Here is a 23,797-nt window from a genome sequence, read left to right as displayed (position 1 = left end):
TTGTATGGAGATTTTCCTCCCAAACATAGGAACTTTCATTTGTGCCTATGAAGAAATCAATTACTTCACGATAGCCGTCTTCATCAATACCTAGAATGAAGTAAACTGCATCAGAATCAACTGTAGTGCGTCGCAGTTTTACATGCAGAGCATCTATGTAAATGATGCTATATCGCTTCTTTAAATCACGCTTATGCCATTTATCCACTTCATCGATCGCAACATCAGTGATATTACTTATAGTTGCTGCACTATAGGAATTACCGTATAGTTTTTCTATGATACAGGCAATTTCTCGGGTGGAAACACCACTGGCATACATGCGGATAATGAGGTTTTCCAGCCAGTCATCACGTCTGGCATAGGGAGGAATAAGCTGCTGATTAAACTCGTTATTACGGTCACGTGGGATTTTTAAATCATGGATTGTTCCATATCTGGTTTCATAGTCCCTGGCATAAGATCCGTTTCTAGAATTACCGGTTCCATGGCCATCATAGCTGTATTTTTCATACTGAAGAACGTTTGAAAGTTCTTCTTGCATGAGACGTTCCATTGTCTGCTTCATAAGACCAACAATAAAATCATTCATTGTTTGATTAAGGTCTAGAATCTTTGTGTCGTTTGTGTTATTATTCGTCATAGAGAAACTCCTTTGTATTGGTGATTGATTGGCTTGGTCGTTAATTATTTTACCATAAGCCTTGGAGTTTCTCTATTTTATTTACACAAGATATTTTACACTATCACCTTAACCCAAAATAAAATAAGTTGTATATAAATTAAATGCATAATAATATTATCGGCACTTATATAGGTATAGTTTACTAAATCTTATCATGATTCTAAATCTTATCTATACTACAACGCTTTCACTATTAACACCTGTCAGATATACGTCCAATGTATATATCTATATTACCACAAAAAGGTGCTTAATTTCTACAATAAAGATTCATATATGGACATCTTACTCATATTCAAACCAGCAAATTCCTTTCACACTTCTTACAATTGATTAAAACGCTTGATATTGTTATAATATTGATAGATCTATTCCTCATCAAGAATACAGAGAAATAGATATAATCTAGATAAATACATTTATTTTAAATGTTGTAAGGAGATCCGATGTCATCAAAATTATATATTTCAATGTACCATTATGTACGTCATATTAAAAGAAGCCGTTATCCGAAGATTAAGGGTTTAGATTATCATTTATTTCGGCAACAGTTAGAGTTCTTTAAAGCAAATTATAATATCGTATCAATGGAAGAAGTAATAGCCTCTTATAAGGAAAGCTATAGTCTTCCTAAAAATGCCTTGCTTTTAACCTTTGATGATGGCTATATGGACCATTATATGAATGTATTGCCATTATTAAAGGAATATGGCATACAGGGCTCTTTTTTTGTATCGGGAAAGCCGTTTATGGAACACACTTTATTGGATGTAAATAAAATACATTACATTTTAGCAAGCTCCGATCTTAACATTCTAATCAACGATTTATATGATCGAATGGATCATTATAGGGGAAAGGAGTTTGATTTCCCTTCAAATAAAGAGCTTTTTGCACAATATGCAGTAGCGAATCGTTTTGATAACAAGGAAACAATTTTCTTAAAAAGAATGCTTCAGGTGGCATTACCGGAAAAACTTCGCACGCTAATCTCAAGTGAGTTATTTGAAATGCATGTTGGAATTAAAGAAGAGATATTTGCAAGAGAATTGTATCTAAATTATGACCAGATGAAATTCATGAGAAAAAGCGGTATGTTTTTTGGAATTCACGGTTATGACCATTACTGGATGAACCAGTTAAGTCCAAGTGAGTTAGAGCATGATATTACACAAGCATTGAATTGTATGAATGATTTAATTGATCCTAATTGCTGGGTTATAAATTATCCTTATGGCTCCTATAGTGATGATGTTATTTCTTATATTAAAACAACTAAATGCGTACTGGGATTATCAACAGATGTAAATGTGGCTGATATAAAAACAGACAACCCATACAAATTACCTCGTTTTGATACAAATGACTTTCCACCTATAAGTAACAATTATTTTAAATTCATGTAACGAAGGTTTAAATTTCCCTTCATTTTACTGCTTGATACATTAACATAAATAATAAATAATTTTAGTTATTATAATATTTTACCGCTTTTATACCGATAAATTATTTAGATTGATCTTAAATAAGCATGAGAAAGGAAATTCTAGATGAATAAATTTGACGAAAGATATGATATTCGATTAGCTAAAATTTCTGATGTTGATCAAATAATGCGATTTATTGATGAGTACTGGAAAAAAGGGCATATCATGTCTCTTGATAAAGAATTGTTCATGTATGAATATGCTGATGGTGACAATATCAACTTTGTATTGGCAATCGATAAAAACACCCATTCTATTGAAGGAATATTTGGTTTTTTAAGATGTTCAGATACAAAAGACCCTTTAAAAAAAGACATTTGGGGTAGCATATGGAAAGTAGTCGATACTCATGATAACATGCCGTTTTTAGGAATTGAATTGGCTAAAAGAGTTTTCTCTTTTACCGGATGCAGAACACAAATCGGAAATGGCGCAAATCAAAACACTACGGTGCCTTTAAGAAGATTGTTTTTTGGTGATAAAGTTGTGAAAATGAAACAATATTATCTTCTAAACAAATCCTTTGAAGACTATAGAGTTGCCATCGTTAAGCAAAAACATGACAACAAACCTAATACTACGATACAAAATGAAGTAACTTTAAGAGAATTCAAATCGATTGATGAGGTTAAGCAATACTTTGATATAGAAAGCATCAATGCTATTCCTTATAAGGATAATTGGTATGTTAATAAGCGTTACTTTTCCCATCCGTATTATAAATATCTGGTATACGGAATCGTTAATTCTAAGGGCCAAACCGGAGCTTTAATGATGGCTCGATTACTGGAGTGTAACGGCAATAATCTACTTAGAATTGTCGATTATATAGGTGACCAGACCTTATTCTCTGGTTTATATAATCAATTTGAATTGCTAATGTCTAATTATAACTTAGAATATATTGATTTCTTTACTTACGGTTTTGATGAAGAAGCTATCATAAAGGCAGGCTTTACTCTAAGAACCGATCAAGATCCAAACGTTATTCCCAATTATTTTGAACCGTTTCTTCGAGAAAATGTAGATATATGGGCACATTATAAATATGATGGTACTTTATTTTTCAAAGCGGATGGAGATCAAGACAGACCAAACATATTTATCGACAAAAAGATAAAATAAGAGAGGGCATAGTAATGAAAAATAACGAATTTAGAACTAATATACTCGACCAAGACTATTATCATATTACCTCAAAGAACTACATAGAACAACTGAAAGATAAGGACAACATTGTGATATGGGGAAGTAGCAATGCCGGTCAAGTAATATATGATTTTTTAGAAGAGTTTCAGCTTCATCATAAAATTGTTTATTATGTTGATAACTCTAAAGAAAAATGGGGTACAAAGAAGAATGATATATTAGTCATATCCCCTGATGAGTTAATATCAATGAAAGATAAACAAATAAATATTATCATTGCCAGCATGTATTTATCACCGATCAAAAAGCAGTTGCTTACGCTTGGATTTAATAACAAAGCTATTGATACGAAAGGACTTCAGATTGCAAAAGACTATCTGGCCTTTAAAAATGAGACCCCCTACATGATGATTTATTCATCTCTAGAAAAATACGAAAAAGTATTTAATTACTTATCTGACGACCGTTCTAAGGAAGTTTATTTAGGTTTATTAAATTGTAAAATTTCATTGGATAACAAATACTTGGAAGGAATATCCGACCCGGAGGAAGATCAATATTTTGACCAAGGTATTATTTACTTAAGTAAGGATGAAGTGTTTTGTGACTGCGGTAGTTATAATGGAGACACATTGGACAAATACATTTCATTATCACAAGGTAAATATAAAAAATATATTGCAATTGAAGCTGATAAGAATACCTTTACTGAATTAGAAATAAAAATTCGTCAGAATAATTATCAAAACATTCTACCTATTAATGTTGCTTGTTGGAACGAAAAAACAATCTTACATTTCCAATCCGCTCAGTCGGCAGGACATGTTACAGAGAATGGAGAGGTATCTGTTCAGGCAGATTGCTTGGACAATATATTAAAAAATGAGGAAGTAACATTTATTAAAATGGATATTGAAGGCGCTGAGGAAAATGCACTTATGGGAGCATGTAAAACTATTCAAAGCCATAAACCTATTTTAGCCATTAGTATATATCATAACTTAAAAGATTTATATAAACTTCCTTTGTTAATGAAAGATTTAAATCCCGAATATAAATTGTTTATACGTCATTATACAGAAATGTTTGATCATGAAACTGTATGTTACGCAATTCCAAAAGAAAGATGTGCCGGTGATAACAAATGAAAAGAATAGTAATTGGTATGGTTGGAGCAGGCAGGGCTACAGAACTGCATATGAACGCACTTCATCGTGTAAGCGATATACCCTTACGGTTTAAAACAATCGTTGCCCGCCGCAGCGAACAACTTCTTCCTGCAAAGGAGCTGTATGGATTTGAAATTGCATCCTATGATTTTAACGACCTGTTAACGGATCCCGAAATAGATGTGGTTGATATCTGTACTCCTCCTTATGTTCATGAAGATATGATAATCAAAGCGTTGCAAGCCGGTAAGCATGTTATTTGTGAAAAACCTCTTGCAGGCTATTTTGGTGATGAACAAGATATATCTCCAATTGGTCTGACCGTTCCTAAAACTGTTATGTATGAGAAACTTCTTAAGTCTCTTGATAAACTAAAGAGTGCTATAGATTCGTCAGATAAAAAGTTTATGTATGCAGAGAATTTCGTATACGCACCGGCAGTTGTAAAAGCAGCTGAAATCATTACAGCAAAAAAAAGCCGTATTTTATATATGAAAGGTGAAGAAAGCTTAAAGGGCTCCAGCTCTCCTGTAGCCGGCGAGTGGAGTAAAACCGGTGGGGGAACTTTTATTCGGACGGGCACACACCCACTGTCAGCCATCCTATGGTTAAAACAACAAGAAGCCAAAGCACATCATATAGAAATAACAATTGAAAGTGTTCTAGCAGATATGGGAAGAATCACCCCTTCTCTTTCTGATTATGACCATAGACATATAATGGCCCGGCCACATGATGTAGAAGACAATGGTACAGTAATACTAACCTTTTCAGATAAATCTAAAGCTTTAGTAATTGCTACCGACACTTTACTCGGGGGCAGTAAAAACTATATTGAGTTGTACTGCAATGATGCCGCCATAAGCTGTAATTTAACTATGAACGATTTGATGTCTACCTATTTCTTAGACGAACATGGTTTGGATAATGTATATCTCTCAGAGATGCTTCCTTCAAAAACAGGATGGAATAAACCTTTTATAGCCGATGAAATTATACGAGGATATACAGATGAAATGCAAGATTTTATGGAAGCAATCTTTTACAACAGAGAACCAAAATCAGGATTTAAGCTAGCCTATGACACAATCAAAACAACTTATGCAGCATATATGTCTGCTGAGTTAGGAAAAAAGATATATTTATAATTATATTAAGCATAAATCCAAGTTGGGTTAAATCGAATTAATCAAATTTTGGTTTTACTCAATAGTATCCAGAATAATATTAGGAGAAGTGTGTATGAAAAAATTAGCAAACCTTTTCTATGATGCGGTTAAATTAAATCCTCAAAAGACAGCAATATGGTGTGACAATAAATCCGTTGCATATAATGAACTTGCTGATTTAGTTAGTAAATATTCAAATTTTCTTTTAAAAAATAAGGTTGCTTATGGCGATCATATTGGTATCCCAATGAATAACAGTATCGAATCTGTAGCGTTAATATTATCCGCTGCTAATTTGGGTGTTGGACTTGTACCGATTAATCCAACTTTACCATTAGACGCTATAAAAACAGCCTTTTCCTTTGGTAACGTGAAGCACCTGATTGCACGGCAAGCTTTTTATGAGCAGGTCGATAAATCAGGGGGACTTAATGTAGAGGGTGAGAAATTCTGTATCGATGGTGAATATGATAATACAATTCCATTCTCTGATGCATTGAATATGTCATGCGTAAGACCCATCATAAAAGAAGTTAGTGGTGATGAAACCCTTATCATTACCATGACCTCCGGTTCAACCGGCTCTCCAAAACCGATAGATCTAACTCAGAATAATAAGTATCAGCGTGCTATTGCTCATATTAGCTTATATCATATTACCAAGGAAGATGTTATTCTCGCTGCAACTCCACTATATCATTCTTTAGCTGAAAGACTCGTAATAATACCACTTATCATTGGTGGAACAAGTATTTTACTTCCACGATTTACTCCTAATATCTGGCTAAATTGTGTGAAGGATTTGAAGGTCACCTTTACAATAGCAGTATCAGCCCAGCTTAGTCAGATAGCAGAATTGCTGTCAAGTCCTTTCATACCGGAAATAGATAGTTTAAGATGTGTTGTATCTTCTTCAGCCTTATTAGAACCACATGTGAAAAATGAATTAATTAAAAAGTTAAATTGTGAATTTCATGAAATGTACGGAACATCTGAAATTTCTACTGCTACTAGTATCTATTTTAAGGAAGCTATAAATCACAAGCAATCCGTAGGAAAACCTCTTCCGGAGGCTGATATAAGAATATTAAAAGATAATGGTGAATTAGCAAAAGCTAATGAAATTGGTGAAATAGCTTGTAAAACAAAGCTGATGTGTAATGGTTATTATGGTATGCCTGAAGTTTTTAAGGCATCGCTTCAGGGTGATTATTTTATGACAGGTGACTTGGGATATCTGGATGACAAAGGTTTCTTATATTTTTCAGGTCGAAAAAAAGAATTGATCATTACCGGAGGTATTAATGTTTATCCTTCCGATGTTGAAAAATGTGTATCTCAATTAAGTGAAGTCAGCGAATGCGCTGCCTTTGCATATCCTGATGAAAGATTAGGTGAAGTTGTGGCTTTAGCTGTTGTTGTTAAGCCGAATTGTAATTTGGGTAAACGATCTATTCAAATACAATGTGCACGTAATCTGGCAGATTTCCAACAACCTCATAAGATATTCTTTGTGGACGAACTTCCAAAAAATGCTATGGGTAAATTAGAGAAATTTAAACTAATGGAATATGTAAGACTTCACTGTCCTAATGATTAATGTTATAAAAGGCTTATAATACGAAAGGAGTGTAACTGATGAACGTACAGGATGTTATATTAAAGCTTTTACAAAAAAAATATACCATTGACCAAAACATTGATATTGAAAGTCTTAATTATGTAGAAAACGGATATGTAGATTCCCTTGGAATCATACAATTTGTTGTAGAACTAGAAGAAGAATTTGGAATCGAATTTACGGATAAAGAACTATCAGATCCGGATTTTAAGATAGTCGGTAAGCTTGTTAAACTCATAGAAAGTAAAGTGATGAATCATGAAAAATCTTAAATTAGTTAATAGAATAGACGATAATGGCGCCAAACGAAAAACAGAAATTAAAATTGGCAATATTACCGTAGGTAAGGATTTTCTTGTTATCGCAGGGCCATGCAGTGTTGAATCTGAGGAACAGATTATGACAATAGCTAAGGCAGTTAAATCCTCCGGTGCCAATATGCTTCGTGGAGGCGCCTATAAGCCCAGAACCTCTCCCTATTCCTTTCAAGGTTTAGGTAGAGTTGGACTACAGTACCTGAGCAAGGCAGGTTTGGAAACCGGATTACCGATTATTACTGAGGTAGTTGATACAAGAGATGTGTATTTAATCAGTGAGTATACCGATGTACTTCAGATTGGTGCCCGTAATATGCAGAATTTTTCACTGCTTGTTGAAGTCGGTAAAGTTAGAAAACCGGTCCTACTAAAAAGAGGTATGAACGCCACCATTGAAGAATGGCTAAATTGCGCGGAATATATCTTAAACGCGGGAAATCCAAATGTAATTTTATGCGAGCGCGGTATAAGAACCCATGAAACTTATACAAGAAACACCTTAGATTTAAGTGCTGTTGCCGCTGCAAAAGGATTAACACATTTACCGGTAGTTGTTGATCCCTCCCATGCTACAGGTCGTATTGATTTAATACATCCTATGACTCTAAGTTCCATTATGGCCGGCTGTGACGGATTAGAAATTGAAGTTCATTCTTCACCGAATGATGCACTCAGTGACAATGATCAACAGCTAACCCCCAGCCAATTCAATTCTTTAATGAAGGACATTAAAGAAACTCTGGCTTTTCGAGAAAATATTATTGGAATAGATAAATAAGCTCTGAATTATCACTATTTTGGACTAAAACTATAAACCTACAATCACACATTAATTCATTAATAAATTACTAGAAATGCATTCTAAATAGTTTTCTAGAATATACACTGATAAATAACTTACTAAATATACATTCGCAAAACGGGATATCCAAATACCGGATATCCCATTTTTTATTATTATGTAATTTTTTTATCAAAAATGTTATCCGATAATTTTTTCTTTAGAAGCATATCCGATGCAATCTACCAATTTCATAATCTTCATACCTTTTATTTTGGCTCCTCCTTCGGTTGCATCAATAAACTCAATGTCATGAATTCCTTCTATACGCTTTTCAATCCATTTTCTATAGATATCTAGATTTTTGATGGTTCCCACCATATTACCATTAATATCTTCTACCATTCTTAAGTATTCATTGGAGGCCGTCTCTTGAACAATTGACGCTCCTGCTGCATGACCAAAGTTGTTCGTAAATGCCAGATCAAGTCCTACACAAATTATTCTTTTACAACCAAAGCTGATTCCTAAATCAAGTGCTGTTGTACTGACGGAACCTCCGGTTTGAAATAGCGTATATCCTCTGTTTTTAGCATATTCTTCGGCTTTATGAAATCCTTCCTGGCATATGAAATACTTCTTACCCTTATAACATTCTGGAACTTTATAATACACGGTTGAAAGATAAAGTAAAGGTATCTCACTATCCTCTATTCCTTGAATTTGAGGATATACCGTATGATTTGCATCAATCATTATTATATAATCGGGTTTTATTCCTGCTTTTAAGAGCATTTTAAATACTGTCCCGGTAGCTAAAATCACAGAATTCTCTTTGATCTTTTTTAATTCTAAGTAATTTTTATCTAGAGATGGACCTGCAGCTATAATATACAAATCCTTACCTTTAAATTGGTCACGCAGGTTATCAACATATTCATGTTGATGCTTCCAATTTATATTAAAATTACTGTTTAATTTATGTAGCTGATTTTTTATTGAGCTATAAGAAATAAAGTAATCTTCCATTTCATCTCTTATCTTACTATTTTTTATGTTTCTCAAGGAAGGGTAATGAAAAATCAGCTTCATCTCTTTATTTTGAGAATTAATGGAAGATATCATCTCTTTAAAATCCGGGTCATAGATAATGTGGATTCTATCTGCTGTTAAAAGTTTTTCTATATCAGAGAATGCACATGCCAAACTAATAACATTTAAGTCGCTTTCATAAACATTAATAATAAGACTTTCATTTATCTCCATAAGCTCCATTATGTGGTATCCAAGCCCTAAGCCATAAACATTATATTCAAAGATATCAGGCGAAAACCACTCTTTAGCAAGTAAACCGGCTTCATGGTAAACATGTCCGTTACTATGCAGATAATACTTATTTCCATGCTCATATAGAGCCAAAGTCATATTACCGCATGATGTGTACTCTATTGCATAATCCGTCTCTAGAATCTGAACTGGATTTATCTGCTTTAATAATTTCCCCAGCAAGAAGTTCTTCTTTGATATTAGCTTTATATTATTCTCATATTGTTTGGAATCAAAAAGCAATTCTTCTTTCGTAATAATCTTTTCCTGTAAAGAAAAAAGAAAGGGATTTAATTGTTGCTCCAATAAGTCAGCCAATAAAACATAATCCTTCATTTCCTGTGCATTCAATAGGTTGCATAGCATAGACTCTATCCAGCTTTCATCAACTATAACTACCTCATCGTTAAAGTATGCCGCATTAACAAAGATGCTTTCCATAACAGCTGAAAGTGTATCTATCGTTTTATTACAAAATTTGAACGCTTCTCTAAAATTTTGCAACCGTAAATGAGTGATTGTCTTATCTGATAATTGTAAGATCTCTTTATTTAGTGAAAATATTTTGTTGATATCATTATTCATTAAGATTTCCTCTATTTGATTGAAACTATATAATGTTATTAATATTATCTTGAATTTCTCTAAATTCAGGTTTCGTTCTATATAAGTAATCAGCAATTACCTGCATTAATTCAAAGTCATTTTCATGGTCTAAGTCAAGTACTGCTGTGTCCATCATTTTAATCACATCGCATTTTGCTTCATAAAGCATCCTTCCACTGACTAAAAAGCTAGGTGAATAGGCATATAAAGAAGCATTCATATCATATACCTCAGGCGTTTCCTGCCTTGAATTAAAAGAGGATTCGATTACTCTCACATATCCGTCTGGGGTCTTTTTTACCATGTTAAAATAGGGATTTCTTCTGGCATCTGTAACAGAAAAGACAATATCTGAATCAGATTGTATTTTCTTATCTATCAGATTTTGCAGATCCATTTTGGTCCTTAAAGGAGACGTAATGTCTAAATCCACAATCATATCATAATGGGTTCCTTTTCTTTCTTCCATGATGTTATAGCTGTTTAAAATTACAGATACTTTCGGAGTATTATCAAGTCCAAGAGAAGACTCTCTTTCTATTACATCTACCTTTATTCTTAACTTATTGTTGAACAGGTCGATCAAATCCTGGCTATCTGTATTTAATGCGATATCACAAGATACACTTGGATTTTGTTTGATATATAAATCAATCGCAGATACTGTATAAAACGGTAAGTGGTATCCAAGAAACTCTTTTAAATTCTTGTTTTTTATTCCTTTGGATCCTGCCCGGCCACAGATTGTGAATAAAATATTCATGATATTCTTCCTTCCTTTGCTAATTTTAAGGTTTCAAGAGCATATGCTATATCATTATGATTAGCTTCCTTTCCTTCAATGATGTCAAAGAAATAGGCTATTTCCTTTAATTGATAGTTATTCCTGGATTCATAAAAGGATATGGTCCTGCCACTGCATAAATACTGTATCTCACTGTTTACAAGATCGATTTTTATCGTATCATTATCCGTAAATAACTCAATAACTCGCATTGTCTTTCGTCCAAAGTAATCCAAATGTAGTTCTACCATCTTATCTTCATATCCGGCAATATAAAGGGATAAATCATCGCTATTGATTTCCAAATCTGAGATTTTACCTCTGAGATTATGTACTTTATTGGGTTGTCCAAATAAATATTTTAGATAATCCCACTCATGTATAAGATCGATGGATACGCCTCCCCCTTGCTCTGCATGGGCACTATAAGTGTTTCTATAGTCCATATGGGGCCTCCAATCCGGTAAATAACTGGAGCATATCACTCTAGCACAGTATACTTTGCTTAAATCAATCTCTTTTTTTGTATATTGTATTACATCGGTATAACGCAGTGGACAAGCAACATAATAAACATTACCATCCTTTAGCTTAAGATCCTGGATTGATACTTTGTTATCATCAAAAACCGGTTTTTCGATAAACATATGCTTAGTTTTTGAACTGTATTTTTTTATCGTATCATAATGCATATGGGTTGGATTCGTTATAAAAATCACATCATAGTCATCAGGAACCTCTTCATAAGAGTAATAAATCTCATTAATTTTCTTAATGATATCCTCATTTACCGGTTTTCCTACTGAGCTTCTGATTAAATCAATCGTAAAGTTAAAATTTCTTTCCGATAAAACCTGATCAATATTAAGCAAATGCCTCGTGCCAATTGATCCCAATCCAATCATTGCGATTTTATATTCTCTCATTGTCTTAAGCCTCTATTCCATCAATGATCTTTAATACCTCTTTATCTTTTTCAAAGCTATAGATTGGAGTATGGTTATCTCTTATGGCATTGAAAAAGGAAACAATTTCATTGTAGTACGCATTCTCTACAATAAAGCTGCTATATCCATCTAACTGATCTATCTCATGATATAAATTAACATAGGTTTCTTTCTTTTCGTTATAATCATATACTTTTAACCCGGTTGGAGATCCATCCCAACTCATATATAAATTCTCTCCAAAAACCTCCATATTTCTTACGGCTTTTCTAGACACCACATCGACAGCCATCAGTCCTTTATGGCCTGTATTATGCTGAATCATGACGAAATAGTTATCGTTATAACCTATCTCTAAACTACTGATCTTATTCTTCATCACATCCACTTTGGTTATATCACCAAAGGTGTCGATAATCCATGGTAATTCAATCGCAAATATTTCCCTGCATCCATTGGACCTTTTATCTCCGACAAAAAAATCTTTATAACTTTCCCAAGGATGCCAATCCGGGAGATATTGTCCAACATGATAGGTATAATTAACACAACCGTTACTTTCTTGCAATATCTCTTTCATCTTTTTTATTTCCTCACGATATAGAAATGTCGAGGATAAAAATAAGACTAAATTTTTATCTTTTGCCAACAAAATATTCTTATCATAATCATCCGAAACCAAATTAAGCTCCGCAAATACATGCATACGTTTCTCAAGACACTCTGTAATGATTTTATGATGAGATAAGGGTGAAGTACAGATAAAAGCACAGGCCGGTTCGTGAGAACTAAAAATTTCCTCTAAAGAAGCTCCTGTTTCTATCCCATATTCCTTCTCGCATAGCCTTCTACGTTCCTCATTCGTATCAATACCGAATATACGAATAGAAGGATCATATTTACGAAGTAATCTTATTCTTCTTTTTCCCATAGAACCCAGACCGATCACAATTACTTTCAAGTTATTTCACCTCATATCATAAAATTTCTTCTTAAGATTGACTTTATTATTCAGGAGAAAATCTTTTATGATGTCCAAGATTTTCTCCGAAGTATTGCCATCACCATAGGGATTAACGGTATATTTTGCTTTTTCCTGAAACTCTTTGCTTATGGCAAGATCAAATGCTTGTTTAATTTCTTCTTTTATCGGCTCACAATGAATTACACTCTCAGCACTCAGCCTACCCTTTTGGCGATCGCCAATATTAATGGTAGGAATCCCAAAGCTGGGAGCTTCGATTAAACCACTGGATGAATTCCCCACTACCATCTTACAATATTTTAATGCTGTAAGATACCTTATCATGCCTAAAGAGGTGACTGCAACCGCTTGTTCATTCTTTTCAACAAAGCTGTCAATCATTTGATTGATGATGCGACCGTTGGAATCCGCATTCGCTTTTGTAAAGATAAATTTCATGTTCTTATAAGATCCGCATACATCTAATAAAGCTTTTATTTGCTCCTCCGATTTATTATCTTCCAGAGTTACCGGATGGAAGGTGACAACGGCATAAGGCTGATCCAGCTTAAAATGAATTGACTTTTCAAGTTCTTCTTTCTCCATTAATGTTTCTCTAAGAATATTCTCTATACCGATGGCTCCAACACAAAATACCCGTTCAGGACTTTCACCCAATTGAATCACACGATTTCTATATTCCTCTGTGCTGGTAAAATGAAGATAGCTTAGTTTTGTTATCGCATGACGAATGGATTCATCGATAGCTCCCTCCGTCGTCTCTCCTCCATGTAAATGAGCAATCGGTATTCGATGATTCATTGCAACCATGGCAACTGCCATGGTTTCATATCGATCTCCTAATATGATTAACATATCTGGCTTTAGTTTCTCAAAATAGTCCGCAAAACTAATCATGGCCAGACCCATTGATTTGGAAATGGCAGCCGGAGTATCGGAACTTAGAAGTATTTCTATCTTTTCGTCTATTTGTATTCCATCTTGTTCAATCTCTGTGTAGGTTAAGCCAAATTCAGAGGATAAATGTGCACCTGTGACAACAATACGAACATCAAACTCCGAAACCAATTGAAATTTCTTAATAATCGGCTTTAACAATCCATATTCTGCTCTTGTAGCTGTGAGTATGCTAATCTTTTTCTTCATAGCTCTATCATCTCATCCTCTTCAAAATTTCTTGTAGCCGTTGTTCCCATCACATCAAACCACTTCATAGGACTAATGCCGTTACCCGGTCGTTTTACTGTCAGATTTTCCTCTGTAAAGCATTCACCCTTAGTAATGTTTCTTTTCGCAACAATGCTTTTTCTGGCTATCACTATATTCTTCCTCTCAGATTTGGCCGGCTCTTTCTTACCATCGCCGATGCATAACTCAACATTTCGAATTGCACTTACCAACGCTTTTAATTCTTCTGGCTCCAAGCTGGCTTTGTGATCCGGTCCTTCCATATTCTTATCCAGGGTAAAATGCTTTTCGATTACCCTGGCACCCATAGCTACAGCCGCTATTGAAACCTCAATTCCTACGGTATGATCTGAATATCCCACAGGAACCTTAATTTCGCTCTTTATGGAATTCATTGCCTGTAGATTAACATCTTCATAAGGAGTCGGATACTCCGTTGTACAGTGAAGCAAAGTAATCTCCCCTGCACCATTCTTATTTAAAACCATGACCGCATCTTTAATCTCTGGCATAGTACTCATACCGGTTGATAAAATTACAGGCATCCCTGTGTTAGCAATCTTAATTAAGTAAGGCAAATTCGTAATTTCGCCGGAGGGTATCTTCCATCTCTTCATATTTAGATTTTTTAGAAAATCAATACTGTCAAAATCAAATGCTGTAGATAAAAACTCAATTCCTTTTTCCTCACAGTATTCACTTAGTGCTTCAAACTCATCAAAGGATAATTCTAATTTCTTAAGCATCTCCAATTGGATTTCACTGGCTTTTGTATGCTGTTTTTGATATTCTGCCTTTGCTGCAAACTTTGATGCAAGGTTTTTCGCAATGAAGGTTTGAAATTTAATGATATCTGCTCCGGCTATCACTGCCTTATCGACCAGTTCTTTTGCTAATGTTAAGGAGCCATTATGATTTACTCCGGCTTCTGCTATTACTAATACCTTTTTCATGATAACCTGTCTCCTATTTTGATTTTTCCATCAAATTCGTATTCCGTAATTTCAATTGTAGTATCCAATGTTTTTACTACAAATCCGCCCTGTGTTTTTCCCACTACTTGTCCTGGAATTCCTTTATAAATAGGAGCATTTTCTATCATTCGAGATCGATTTATTTTAATCTCTTTCTCTCCTAAAAAACATCTTGCCATGGGTCCAGGCTTACAAATAGCGCGAATAAAATTAAAGATTTCTCTACTGGTCTGATTCCAACTAAGTATCTCATCTCCCGGTTGTCTCATACCACAGTAGAATCCGATTGGATGGATGCTTTCCTGCTTAATCGGCTGAAAGGTATTGTTTTGAACTAATTTAATCCCATCGTAAAGAATTTGGGCACATTTTATATAAGCCGTGTTAAGTAGGGTGCTGTAATCATCCTCATCCCTTATCTCAAAGGTCCTTTGTAATATAATGTCTCCTGTATCTATCCCTTCATCTATGAAATGTACGGTTATACCAAATTCTTTTTCATCATTAATTAAAGCCCAGTTAAGAATGTTTCTGCCTCTGTAAAAGGGTAATTTTCCTGCATGGCAGTTTATGGTTTTAAGCCTTGGTGTATTAATTATGTCATATTTAAAAATCTGATTAAAGGACATCGATACAAATAAATCACACTGATATTCTCTTACTTTTTCTAGAAATTCTGACGAGTTAATATTTTCATGTTTTAAATAATCGATATTATAATTCTTAGAAAATTCCTTTAGGACCATATCTGTTGTATCAAACCTTACACAGATAAAAGCGATTTCTATTTCCAAATCATTAATTAGTAATTTAAAGGCTTCGTGAGCCCATTTACCATCTGCAAAATATCCTAATCTTAATTTCTTTTTCATAATTTACTGCAACTCCCCTTACCATCACTCTTCCCGTTCTAATCTTCTTCTCATCTCTTCCATAACATCCATTTGCCCCATATCCATCCAACTGTTTTCACTGATCGGATAAACACCTATTTTACATCCATTCTTTTTATATTTTTCAATGATATCAGGAAATCCCATTGCTTTATTTTCTTCCAGTTCCTCAATTACAATAGGTTCTACGATATACATTCCTGTATTAGTAAAAAATGAATATACCGGCTTCTCCCTCATTTCTTCAATTTCACCGGTTTCATTTATTTCGATCACTCCATAGGGTATTTTAATGTTTTTTAAAGAACATACCATAGTAATTAAGTTTTTTTCTTTTTTATGATACTGATATATTTTTTCGTAATCTTCTTCAATTAAAATATCGCAATTAGATAAAATAAAAGTAGTATCAATTTTGCCTTTTAGTAAGCTAAGGCCCCCTCCAGTTCCCAGAGGTTTCGTTTCTTCTACATAATTAACTTTATAGTCTTTTTCAGTTTCACCAAAATAAGCTTTAATCATATTCTTTTTATGATTTATAACCAGGTAAAATTCATTGCTGCAGTTTTCATGAAACCTGTTCATTATATGCTCTACAATGGGAATCTCACCAATAGGGATCAGTGGTTTTGGTAAAATTTTTGTATATGGATAAAGTCTTGTCCCAAGACCTCCGGCCATGATGATAACCGGTAAATTTAATGTTTTTTTCTTCTTTATCGTTCCGTCATTTAAAAGTATCACCGAAACAATGTCTTTATCATTATTTAACACCGGAACTGCTTCAATGAAGTTTTTTCTCATATATTCTTTTGCTTTATATTTATCTTTCTCATAAATATATTTGGGCTCGTAATTAGCAATATCCTTAACTTTCGCGTCCAGATTCCCTTTCCGAAGTATCCATCTTCGAATATCTCCGTCCGTTATAGCTGCAACAAACTGTTCGTCTTTCACTACAAACAGAACTTTCTTAGCTACTTTATCTAATAACTTCATTGCCTCAATCATGGTACACTCTTCATCTATCAAAAAATCTTTTACATCCATCCTTCCACCTCCCTTTTACTTAATTGATCCTTGTAGGTTTTTTTAAACACTCAAGAACATAGAGTACATCTTCCTTTGTAAGATTTGAACTGCATGGAATATTAACCACATGTTCAAGGTATACCTTTGCTTTCTCTATCTTATATGCTTCATTTGCCAAATAAGGCCTCTGCTCATTAATTAATCCCCATATGGGCCTTGATTGGATTTTCTTTTTTGATAAATAATGGATCATATCGTCCCGATCAAGCGGATATTCATTATCACAATACAAACCGTAAAACCAATAGTTTGGTCTAATATCCTCTCTAAACTTCAACAATCTCAAACCCTTAAGTGACTTTATACCTTCTTGATACAAATCGTAATTATCTTTTTTTACTTCAATAAATCTCTCGAGCTGTTCTAACTGAGCAAGACCTAGAGCAGCCTGCAGATTTGTCATTCTGTAATTATAGCCAATCTCATCATGGGTATAATATAGTTCGTCACTTTTCGCCTGTGTTGTAAGGTGTTTTGCTCTCCTTAATAATTCCTTATCATTGGAAACAATCATTCCGCCTCCACCGGTAGTGATTATTTTATTACCGTTAAAGGAATAAACCCCTATGGTTCCTATTGTGCCGGCATGCTTTCCCTTATAGTTACCTTTCATATAATAAGTTCCCATCGCTTCGGTTGCATCTTCAATAACGACCAGATTAAACTCATCTGCTAATTCCATTATCCTTTCCATATCCGCCATATTACCAAATACATGAACTACTACCACGGCTTTGATATGCTTCTTTGTGTTATTATTGATTAGCTTTCCCTGTATAAAACTGCACTTGTTATGACAGAAGTCTGATAATTTATCCGCATCCATAGCAAGGGTATCATCGCAATCCATAAATATGGGTTCAGCGCCAATATACTTTACTGGGTTAACTGCTGCAATAAAAGTAAGTGTCGGTACAATTACTTCATCCTCTTTTGTAACATCACAAACCCGGAGTGCTATATGTAAGCCCGAGGTCCCATTTTGGCAGGATACAGCTCCTTTTGCCTTAACATATGTAGCGACTTTATCTTCAAACTCATTCACATAAGGACCACCTGTTGATACCCATTCGGTTTCAACCGCATTAGTTACATATGCTAGCTCATTTCCTTTTAAGTTTGGAACCGAGAGCGGAATAAATTTATCCATACTGCACCTCACACTTTTTCATTATGCCTACCCTGTGATTAATCTATAGGTTATAAATGTCTGCTTTATATCTATTTAAATTAGTTCTAAAAAACTCAATCGTTTCTGCCAGGCCTTCCTCAAAGGTATATTGAGGCTTCCAGTTCGTTAATCTCTTGATTTTTTCGTTGGATCCAAGGAGTCTGTTCACTTCGCTGTTTTGGGGCCTTAATCTCTGATCATCACAAACTATTTTAGCTTTCGGATTAATCTGTCTAATTAGTTCCTTTGCTAACTCTCCTATGGATATTTCCTGTTGCGTAGCAATATTGATTTCTTCACCAATCGTCTTGGCAGTTTTACCAATCTCAATAAAACCATTCACCGTGTCTTTGACGTAATTAAAATCTCTCGTAGGCTCCAATGACCCAAGCCTTATTTCTTCCTTTCCTGCTAAAAGCTGTGTGATAATTGTTGGGATAACAGCTCTTGCCGATTGTCTTGGTCCATAGGTATTGAAGGGTCTTACTATTGTTATTGGCATCTGAAAGCTTCTATAGAAAGACTCAGCTAATCTGTCCGCGCCGATTTTTGTTGCCGAATATGGGGATTGACCTTGAAAAGGATGGGCTTCATCAATTGGTACATACTTAGCAGTACCATATACCTCAGAGGTAGAAGTAATTAACACTCTGCCTGTTCCAAAATCTCTTGCCGCCTGTAGAACATTCAATGTCCCCTTAATATTCGTATCCACATAGGAATCCGGTGAATGATAGCTAAATGGTATCGCAATAAGAGCTGCCAAATGATATATCTCATCCATATTCTTCATAGCTTCCCTAACACCATTGGGATCCCTTATATCACCGGTAAAGATTTCAATTTCATGTAAGATATCCTTAGGTAAAGAATCGAGCCATCCCCAAGAATTAAATGAGTTATAATATACAAACGCTTTCACTTGATAGTTCTTTTTCACTAATTCCTCTACTAAATGGCTTCCAATAAATCCATCCGCCCCTGTCACTAATACTCTTTTCATTGGCTCCTCCTGTAATAAAACAGATTATTTATGATCATTTTTCCATCCTTTAATAAAAATTCATCTTAATAACTATATCGACTATATAACTGATTTCATTAACTTAAAATATATGGAAGTACAGAAAAAGTATTTAAATTTGATATAATTTCTCCGCTATTCTATTTCATAATTACACTTTTTTAATTGATATACTTATGAAATAAAAAGACTGATGTTTTCTTAAACATCAGTCTAAACGATCTTAAATAAGGTTGTATCAAGATATACCAATAACATTATATCATTTAATAAAAATTTATATTAAATTGCTTATAGCCTCTTCTAAAAGCGGCCTTGTATAATCAGCACCATCTATGATTGCTTGATATATTTTGATGGACTTTTCATAAGTTTTTAATTTATCCGCTTTAGCGTTATCTGTAAACTGATACATTTCAGAAATTTCCTGTGCTGAGGATGCTGTAATAAAACTCTCTATTAGCTGATATGCCGAGTTTTCATGGATAGCCTTATTAATCTTACTAATTTTTTTGAAATTCTTTTCTGTCTCATTCGTTTCTTGGATACTTCTATTATATAAACGAATTTGACTCTCACATATATTAATAGCTTCCTTGGCTTTCTTTTTCATAAAGTATAATTCTTCATAACCATCCTCAAAAAACCTTTTAATAACATCCATATCTTGTTCGTTAAATGTACTTTGCTTCGTTTCCATTGTTTTAATTATATCAATAGTGCTTTCACTGTAGCTATCTAACACTTCTTTTAGGGACATATTGATAGTACCATGAATCTTAGCTCCCTTAGTCTTTGCATCTATAACTTGAATTTCCGGATACAGCATAATGCAATCCTTATACCAGAGAGAGAAATTATACCAGTCCCGTCTTGAACGCACTTTTTCTCCATCTACACCTTCAACCATGATATCAAAACGTTGACTGCCCTGTTCTGTTATGTCTCCAGCATGTGTAAACTCACCATCATATGCCAAATCCTGCCCTACCAGAACTATCTTCTTAAAGCCCAGTTCAATACATGTCATAAAGGCTGAAGTGGCTACTGAAGCCCCTGTGATAATATAGGGTGGATTTTTATCTGCTGCTTTATACATTTGTTGAAAATAAGGAAAACAGCTAAAGAAAATCTTCCTACCTTTATGACGTTCTAATATTAGTTTATTTGAAGCCATCTCGCAAAGTATCGGTATTTTAATGTCTTCTCTTTCGGTAAAAAATTCCATTGGTTTCATCGGATCAACTGTTACAATGAAATCCGGTTCAACCCCTTCCTCAAGAAGATAATCCAGTACTCGATCTACAGCAAATATATATAATCTGCCTTTTGCTCTTTTCAACTCAGATATATTGTCTTTTACAGAAGGTCCCCCTGCTACAATAACAGCAGGTATATCAAGCTGCAAATCTTCCTTTAATTCCATCAGTCGATTGCTCTTTTTTAGATATCTGGTATTGTATAGCGCATTTTCGATAAATCTCTTACCAAATACCATCTCTGTATTAATGTTTGTTCTTGCTTGAATAAATGAATCCTTTACTTCCGTCCAGTATTTGATTGCTATATCTGTATATATTTTTTCATAACCTGGATGTGAACAGCGTATTTGTGATGAATAGTTCGTGATATTGATTGAATTCTGAAGCAAACCATGAAATTCAAAATCATTAATACCCTCAATGCATATAATTAAATTTTCTTGCTTGATTATATCTGTGATATTAAAATTATGTAGAACATAATCAAATAATCGAAGGGATGGCTCGTATACAAATAATATATCGTTCCGACCCCGATTCAACACTATTTCTCTAACAAAGCTACCTGTACCAAAACCAAACATGGCAATTACTGAATTAAGGTTTAAAAATTTATATTGTTTTATCCATATCTTGGCTTCGTGGCTGGGATTATAGCAACTATTCAATCTATATTGTTTTTCATCTTTCTGTATGAAAAGATATGGTTCACCATTTATCGCTTCTCCATGTTGCATTCCGTCCTCTAGCATCTTATCAAAACTTACTGTAACTTCTAGAAGTTTTATATAAAGATTTGGGCGACATTGTTTCATACATTCCATGTTTAATTCGTAACAACTCATAAAATAATCTCCTATACATTACAACTAATTTAATTAATTTTAGTGTAATTCATATTGACAGGCTTCAAGTATGGGTTTCAGGTCGAATACTAAGATGTCTGACAACAAAACAGTATCATCCTGTTTCATCGCTGTCATAGCATTTACTAATATGCTGTTTAATTTTTGTTCGTCTATATTAATTTGATTGTTTTCTAATTTATAAGTATTCAATGCATTAATTGTTTGTATTAAAGTATTTAATGTTTGGTTAAACAACTGATATCCTTCTTTATTTTTCTGTTGATAAAACATTGTTGTTGTATCATCTATTTCCTTTATTGAATTCATAATATATTCTTTTAGTATATCCATCAAAATATTCCTTTCTTAAAAAAACTGGGCTGGCTACAAAGCCAGCCCGGTTTCTAAAACCTAGAATAAAATTACTGTAATAATGACAGAACTCCCTGGGTTGATTGGTTAGCCTGTGCAAGCATTGATTGAGCAGCCTGCTGAAGGATATTATCCTTCGAATACCTAACCATCTCTTTCGCCATATCAACGTCACGAATACGTGATTCAGCAGCTTGTAAGTTCTCAGCAGTATTATCTGCATTCGCAATTGTGTGTTCCAATCTGTTCTGTAACGCACCAAGTGCAGATCTCTGATCAGATACCTTATCTAATGCGGATTGTACAGTTTGGATATTAGCTGTTGCAGAAGCATAGGTTCCTATACCACTAGCCACACCATCAATACCTAATGCAGATGCTGTCATAGTAGATATTGAGAACTGAATATTTTGTCCGCTATTTGCACCAACCTGAAGACTCTTACTTGTGAAACTACCATTTAATAATTTCATAGTATTGAATTCGGTCTGAGATGCAATTCTATCAACTTCTTCAGTTAAAGCTGTAAGCTCTTTTGAAATAGCGTCGCGGTCTGCAGATACGTTAGTATCGTTAGATGCCTGAACGGTTAGCTCTCTCATTCTCTGAAGAATGGACTGTGTCTCATTAAGAGCACCTTCTGCTGTCTGAATTAAAGAGATACCATCCTGTGCGTTAGTAGAAGCCTGCTCAAGACCTCTGATCTGACCACGCATTTTTTCGGAAATTGTTAATCCAGCTGCATTATCACCTGCACGGTTAATCTTATAACCGGATGATAATTTCTCTGTTGATTTTGCAAGATTGTTAGTTGTGATACCTAACTGTCTTCTTGTGTTGGCTGCGCCCATATTGTGTTGTACTATCATAATTCATTCCTCCTTGAAATGTGTTTTTCAGCAGCATCCATGCTGCTTTTAATCTTTTTGTTCTTCCTTCCGGCCGTACGCTCCTTTAGGAATAAATCTTAGTAAGTAAATTCACTTTACTTATCTTATATATCGGTATAGTTTTATAAAACTTAATACCCTTTCGTAAAAAATTAATTCTTTTTGTCGTAAAAGAAAGATTGTCCTTCATTTTGCCCTGCAATTGTTTTATAATAGCTGGATACTGTTTTACTATTTAACCTTACGTTTCTAATTTCTTTGTGCTTACCGGAAAATATCAGTTCAAGCTTTGATTTATTCCTTTTTTCTAGGGCTTGTACTTTTACATTCAAATCCGTAAGTATCTTAATTTGATTTTGTAATAAAGTTATTTCATCCTTATAGCTCTTACTGTTTTCCGCAAATTCATTTTTTACATAGTTATAGATCTTTTCAAACCCGGTATCAAGCTTATCAAGTAATTGAATCTGCTCATCCTTTGAGGCAATCGTCTGCATAAACAAATCTTCATCAAACTTTTCCGAAGCTATAATTCCTTCTTGTCTTGAAGTAATGTCTAACAGCTGTTCCATAACCTTGATTTTTTTACCCAGAGCTTCTGTTAACAACTGTATATACGCTTGCTTTGAAACACCATTTTCCAAACCCATTATTTACCTCTTTGCTTTCTCTAAGGATTATTTAGATCCCTTTGAGAGTTTCATAACTTCTTTCCAAGTATCTCTCATTTCCCTGATATATCCCAGAGCCTCCTCTAATATCTCTATGTCCTTATGAATATTAGCTTCTATGAGTCTCCGATAGATATAATCATATACCAAATCAAAATCTTTCGCTACTGGATATTTAAAATCCAGAGTGGCCCGAAATTCTAATATAATTTTTTCTGCCTTAATAATATTAAGATTAGCTTTCGAAATATCTTTATTTTCGATAGCCATGATAGCAATGTTACAAAACTTAATTGCTCCTTCATAAAGCAGCAAAGTAAGTTCAGCCGGTGAAGCCGTTAAAATCTTGCTGTCCTTATATGCAGCAGCTGCATTGGTTGCCATTA

The 23,797-nt window shown here is 34.1% G+C and carries 23 protein-coding genes; 7 read left to right on the top strand and 16 right to left on the bottom strand.

Features of this window, described 5'->3' with window-relative positions; genetic code table 11:
* The coding region (locus I5677_RS16415) for an IS256 family transposase (protein WP_197662744.1) at positions 1-643 on the bottom strand (643 nt) is incomplete at its 3' end.
* Positions 644-1,131: 488 nt separating this feature from the next.
* Between I5677_RS16415 and I5677_RS16410 the strand changes: the two genes are divergently transcribed.
* The 7 genes from I5677_RS16410 to aroF all read left to right on the top strand — a co-directional run bounded on the left by I5677_RS16410 (position 1,132) and on the right by aroF (position 8,375).
* Positions 1,132-2,091: a polysaccharide deacetylase family protein gene (locus I5677_RS16410; RefSeq protein WP_197662743.1), complete on the top strand. Its 960-nt coding sequence runs from the start codon at positions 1,132-1,134 to the stop codon at positions 2,089-2,091.
* Positions 2,092-2,235: 144 nt separating this feature from the next.
* Positions 2,236-3,297 (top strand): hypothetical protein, encoded by a 1,062-nt coding sequence (locus I5677_RS16405; RefSeq protein WP_197662742.1) that lies wholly within the window; start codon positions 2,236-2,238, stop codon positions 3,295-3,297.
* Between the two features lie 14 nt (positions 3,298-3,311).
* On the top strand, positions 3,312-4,469 hold the full coding sequence (locus I5677_RS16400; protein WP_197662741.1) for an FkbM family methyltransferase: 1,158 nt from the start codon (positions 3,312-3,314) through the stop codon (positions 4,467-4,469).
* Positions 4,466-5,638 carry a Gfo/Idh/MocA family protein gene (locus I5677_RS16395; RefSeq protein ID WP_197662740.1) on the top strand — a complete coding sequence of 391 codons (1,173 nt, stop codon included), beginning with the start codon at positions 4,466-4,468 and terminating at the stop codon, positions 5,636-5,638. The genes I5677_RS16400 and I5677_RS16395 overlap by 4 nt, the downstream gene beginning before the upstream one ends.
* A gap of 94 nt (positions 5,639-5,732) precedes the next feature.
* Complete coding sequence (locus I5677_RS16390) at positions 5,733-7,259, top strand: class I adenylate-forming enzyme family protein (protein WP_197662739.1); 1,527 nt, start codon at positions 5,733-5,735, stop codon at positions 7,257-7,259.
* 38 nt (positions 7,260-7,297) lie between these two features.
* The gene (locus I5677_RS16385) at positions 7,298-7,552 is read left to right on the top strand and encodes an acyl carrier protein (RefSeq protein ID WP_197662738.1); all 255 of its coding nucleotides are present in this window, start codon (positions 7,298-7,300) and stop codon (positions 7,550-7,552) included.
* Positions 7,539-8,375, top strand: coding sequence for a 3-deoxy-7-phosphoheptulonate synthase (gene aroF / locus I5677_RS16380; protein ID WP_197662737.1), 837 nt, complete (start codon positions 7,539-7,541; stop codon positions 8,373-8,375). Before I5677_RS16385 ends, aroF begins: the two co-directional genes overlap by 14 nt.
* A 204-nt stretch (positions 8,376-8,579) precedes the next feature.
* Here the strand turns inward: aroF and I5677_RS16375 are convergent, their stop codons facing one another.
* From I5677_RS16375 to fliS, 15 genes are all read right to left on the bottom strand, one after another.
* Entirely contained in the window at positions 8,580-10,289 is a 1,710-nt protein-coding gene (locus I5677_RS16375; RefSeq protein ID WP_197662736.1) for a motility associated factor glycosyltransferase family protein, read from the bottom strand.
* A gap of 25 nt (positions 10,290-10,314) precedes the next feature.
* Entirely contained in the window at positions 10,315-11,073 is a 759-nt protein-coding gene (locus I5677_RS16370; protein ID WP_197662735.1) for an acylneuraminate cytidylyltransferase family protein, read from the bottom strand.
* The gene (locus I5677_RS16365) at positions 11,070-12,020 is read right to left on the bottom strand and encodes a Gfo/Idh/MocA family protein (protein ID WP_197662734.1); all 951 of its coding nucleotides are present in this window, start codon (positions 12,018-12,020) and stop codon (positions 11,070-11,072) included. The genes I5677_RS16370 and I5677_RS16365 overlap by 4 nt, the downstream gene beginning before the upstream one ends.
* A gap of 4 nt (positions 12,021-12,024) precedes the next feature.
* On the bottom strand, positions 12,025-13,002 hold the full coding sequence (locus tag I5677_RS16360; RefSeq protein ID WP_197662733.1) for a Gfo/Idh/MocA family protein: 978 nt from the start codon (positions 13,000-13,002) through the stop codon (positions 12,025-12,027).
* A gap of 6 nt (positions 13,003-13,008) precedes the next feature.
* Positions 13,009-14,172 (bottom strand): UDP-N-acetylglucosamine 2-epimerase, encoded by a 1,164-nt coding sequence (gene neuC, locus I5677_RS16355; protein WP_197662732.1) that lies wholly within the window; start codon positions 14,170-14,172, stop codon positions 13,009-13,011.
* Positions 14,169-15,167 (bottom strand): N-acetylneuraminate synthase, encoded by a 999-nt coding sequence (gene neuB, locus I5677_RS16350; RefSeq protein WP_197662731.1) that lies wholly within the window; start codon positions 15,165-15,167, stop codon positions 14,169-14,171. The genes neuC and neuB overlap by 4 nt, the downstream gene beginning before the upstream one ends.
* Positions 15,164-16,060, bottom strand: a complete 897-nt coding sequence (locus tag I5677_RS16345) for a methionyl-tRNA formyltransferase (RefSeq protein ID WP_197662730.1) — start codon at positions 16,058-16,060, stop codon at positions 15,164-15,166. Before I5677_RS16345 ends, neuB begins: the two co-directional genes overlap by 4 nt.
* Before the next feature lie 24 nt (positions 16,061-16,084).
* Complete coding sequence (locus I5677_RS16340) at positions 16,085-17,131, bottom strand: sugar phosphate nucleotidyltransferase (protein ID WP_197662729.1); 1,047 nt, start codon at positions 17,129-17,131, stop codon at positions 16,085-16,087.
* 19 nt (positions 17,132-17,150) lie between these two features.
* On the bottom strand, positions 17,151-18,323 hold the full coding sequence (locus tag I5677_RS16335) for a LegC family aminotransferase (protein ID WP_197662728.1): 1,173 nt from the start codon (positions 18,321-18,323) through the stop codon (positions 17,151-17,153).
* 43 nt (positions 18,324-18,366) lie between these two features.
* The gene (locus I5677_RS16330; RefSeq protein ID WP_197662727.1) at positions 18,367-19,347 is read right to left on the bottom strand and encodes an NAD-dependent 4,6-dehydratase LegB; all 981 of its coding nucleotides are present in this window, start codon (positions 19,345-19,347) and stop codon (positions 18,367-18,369) included.
* 298 nt (positions 19,348-19,645) lie between these two features.
* Complete coding sequence (locus tag I5677_RS16325; protein ID WP_197662726.1) at positions 19,646-21,475, bottom strand: motility associated factor glycosyltransferase family protein; 1,830 nt, start codon at positions 21,473-21,475, stop codon at positions 19,646-19,648.
* A gap of 39 nt (positions 21,476-21,514) precedes the next feature.
* Complete coding sequence (locus I5677_RS16320; protein WP_197662725.1) at positions 21,515-21,805, bottom strand: hypothetical protein; 291 nt, start codon at positions 21,803-21,805, stop codon at positions 21,515-21,517.
* A 95-nt stretch (positions 21,806-21,900) separates the two neighbouring features.
* The gene (locus I5677_RS16315) at positions 21,901-22,719 is read right to left on the bottom strand and encodes a flagellin N-terminal helical domain-containing protein (RefSeq protein WP_197662724.1); all 819 of its coding nucleotides are present in this window, start codon (positions 22,717-22,719) and stop codon (positions 21,901-21,903) included.
* Between the two features lie 173 nt (positions 22,720-22,892).
* Positions 22,893-23,390, bottom strand: a complete 498-nt coding sequence (locus I5677_RS16310) for a hypothetical protein (RefSeq protein ID WP_197662723.1) — start codon at positions 23,388-23,390, stop codon at positions 22,893-22,895.
* A gap of 27 nt (positions 23,391-23,417) precedes the next feature.
* A complete protein-coding gene (fliS, locus tag I5677_RS16305) occupies positions 23,418-23,795 on the bottom strand; it encodes a flagellar export chaperone FliS (RefSeq protein ID WP_197662722.1) in 378 nt (125 codons plus the stop codon).
* Positions 23,796-23,797 lie beyond the last annotated feature (2 nt).

The sequence above is a fragment of the Mobilitalea sibirica genome, assembly GCF_015999265.1.
GTDB classification, from domain to species: Bacteria; Bacillota; Clostridia; order Lachnospirales; family Lachnospiraceae; genus Mobilitalea; species Mobilitalea sibirica.
Note: the sequence above shows the minus strand (reverse complement) of the source record. Positions and strands in the feature narration are given on the sequence as shown.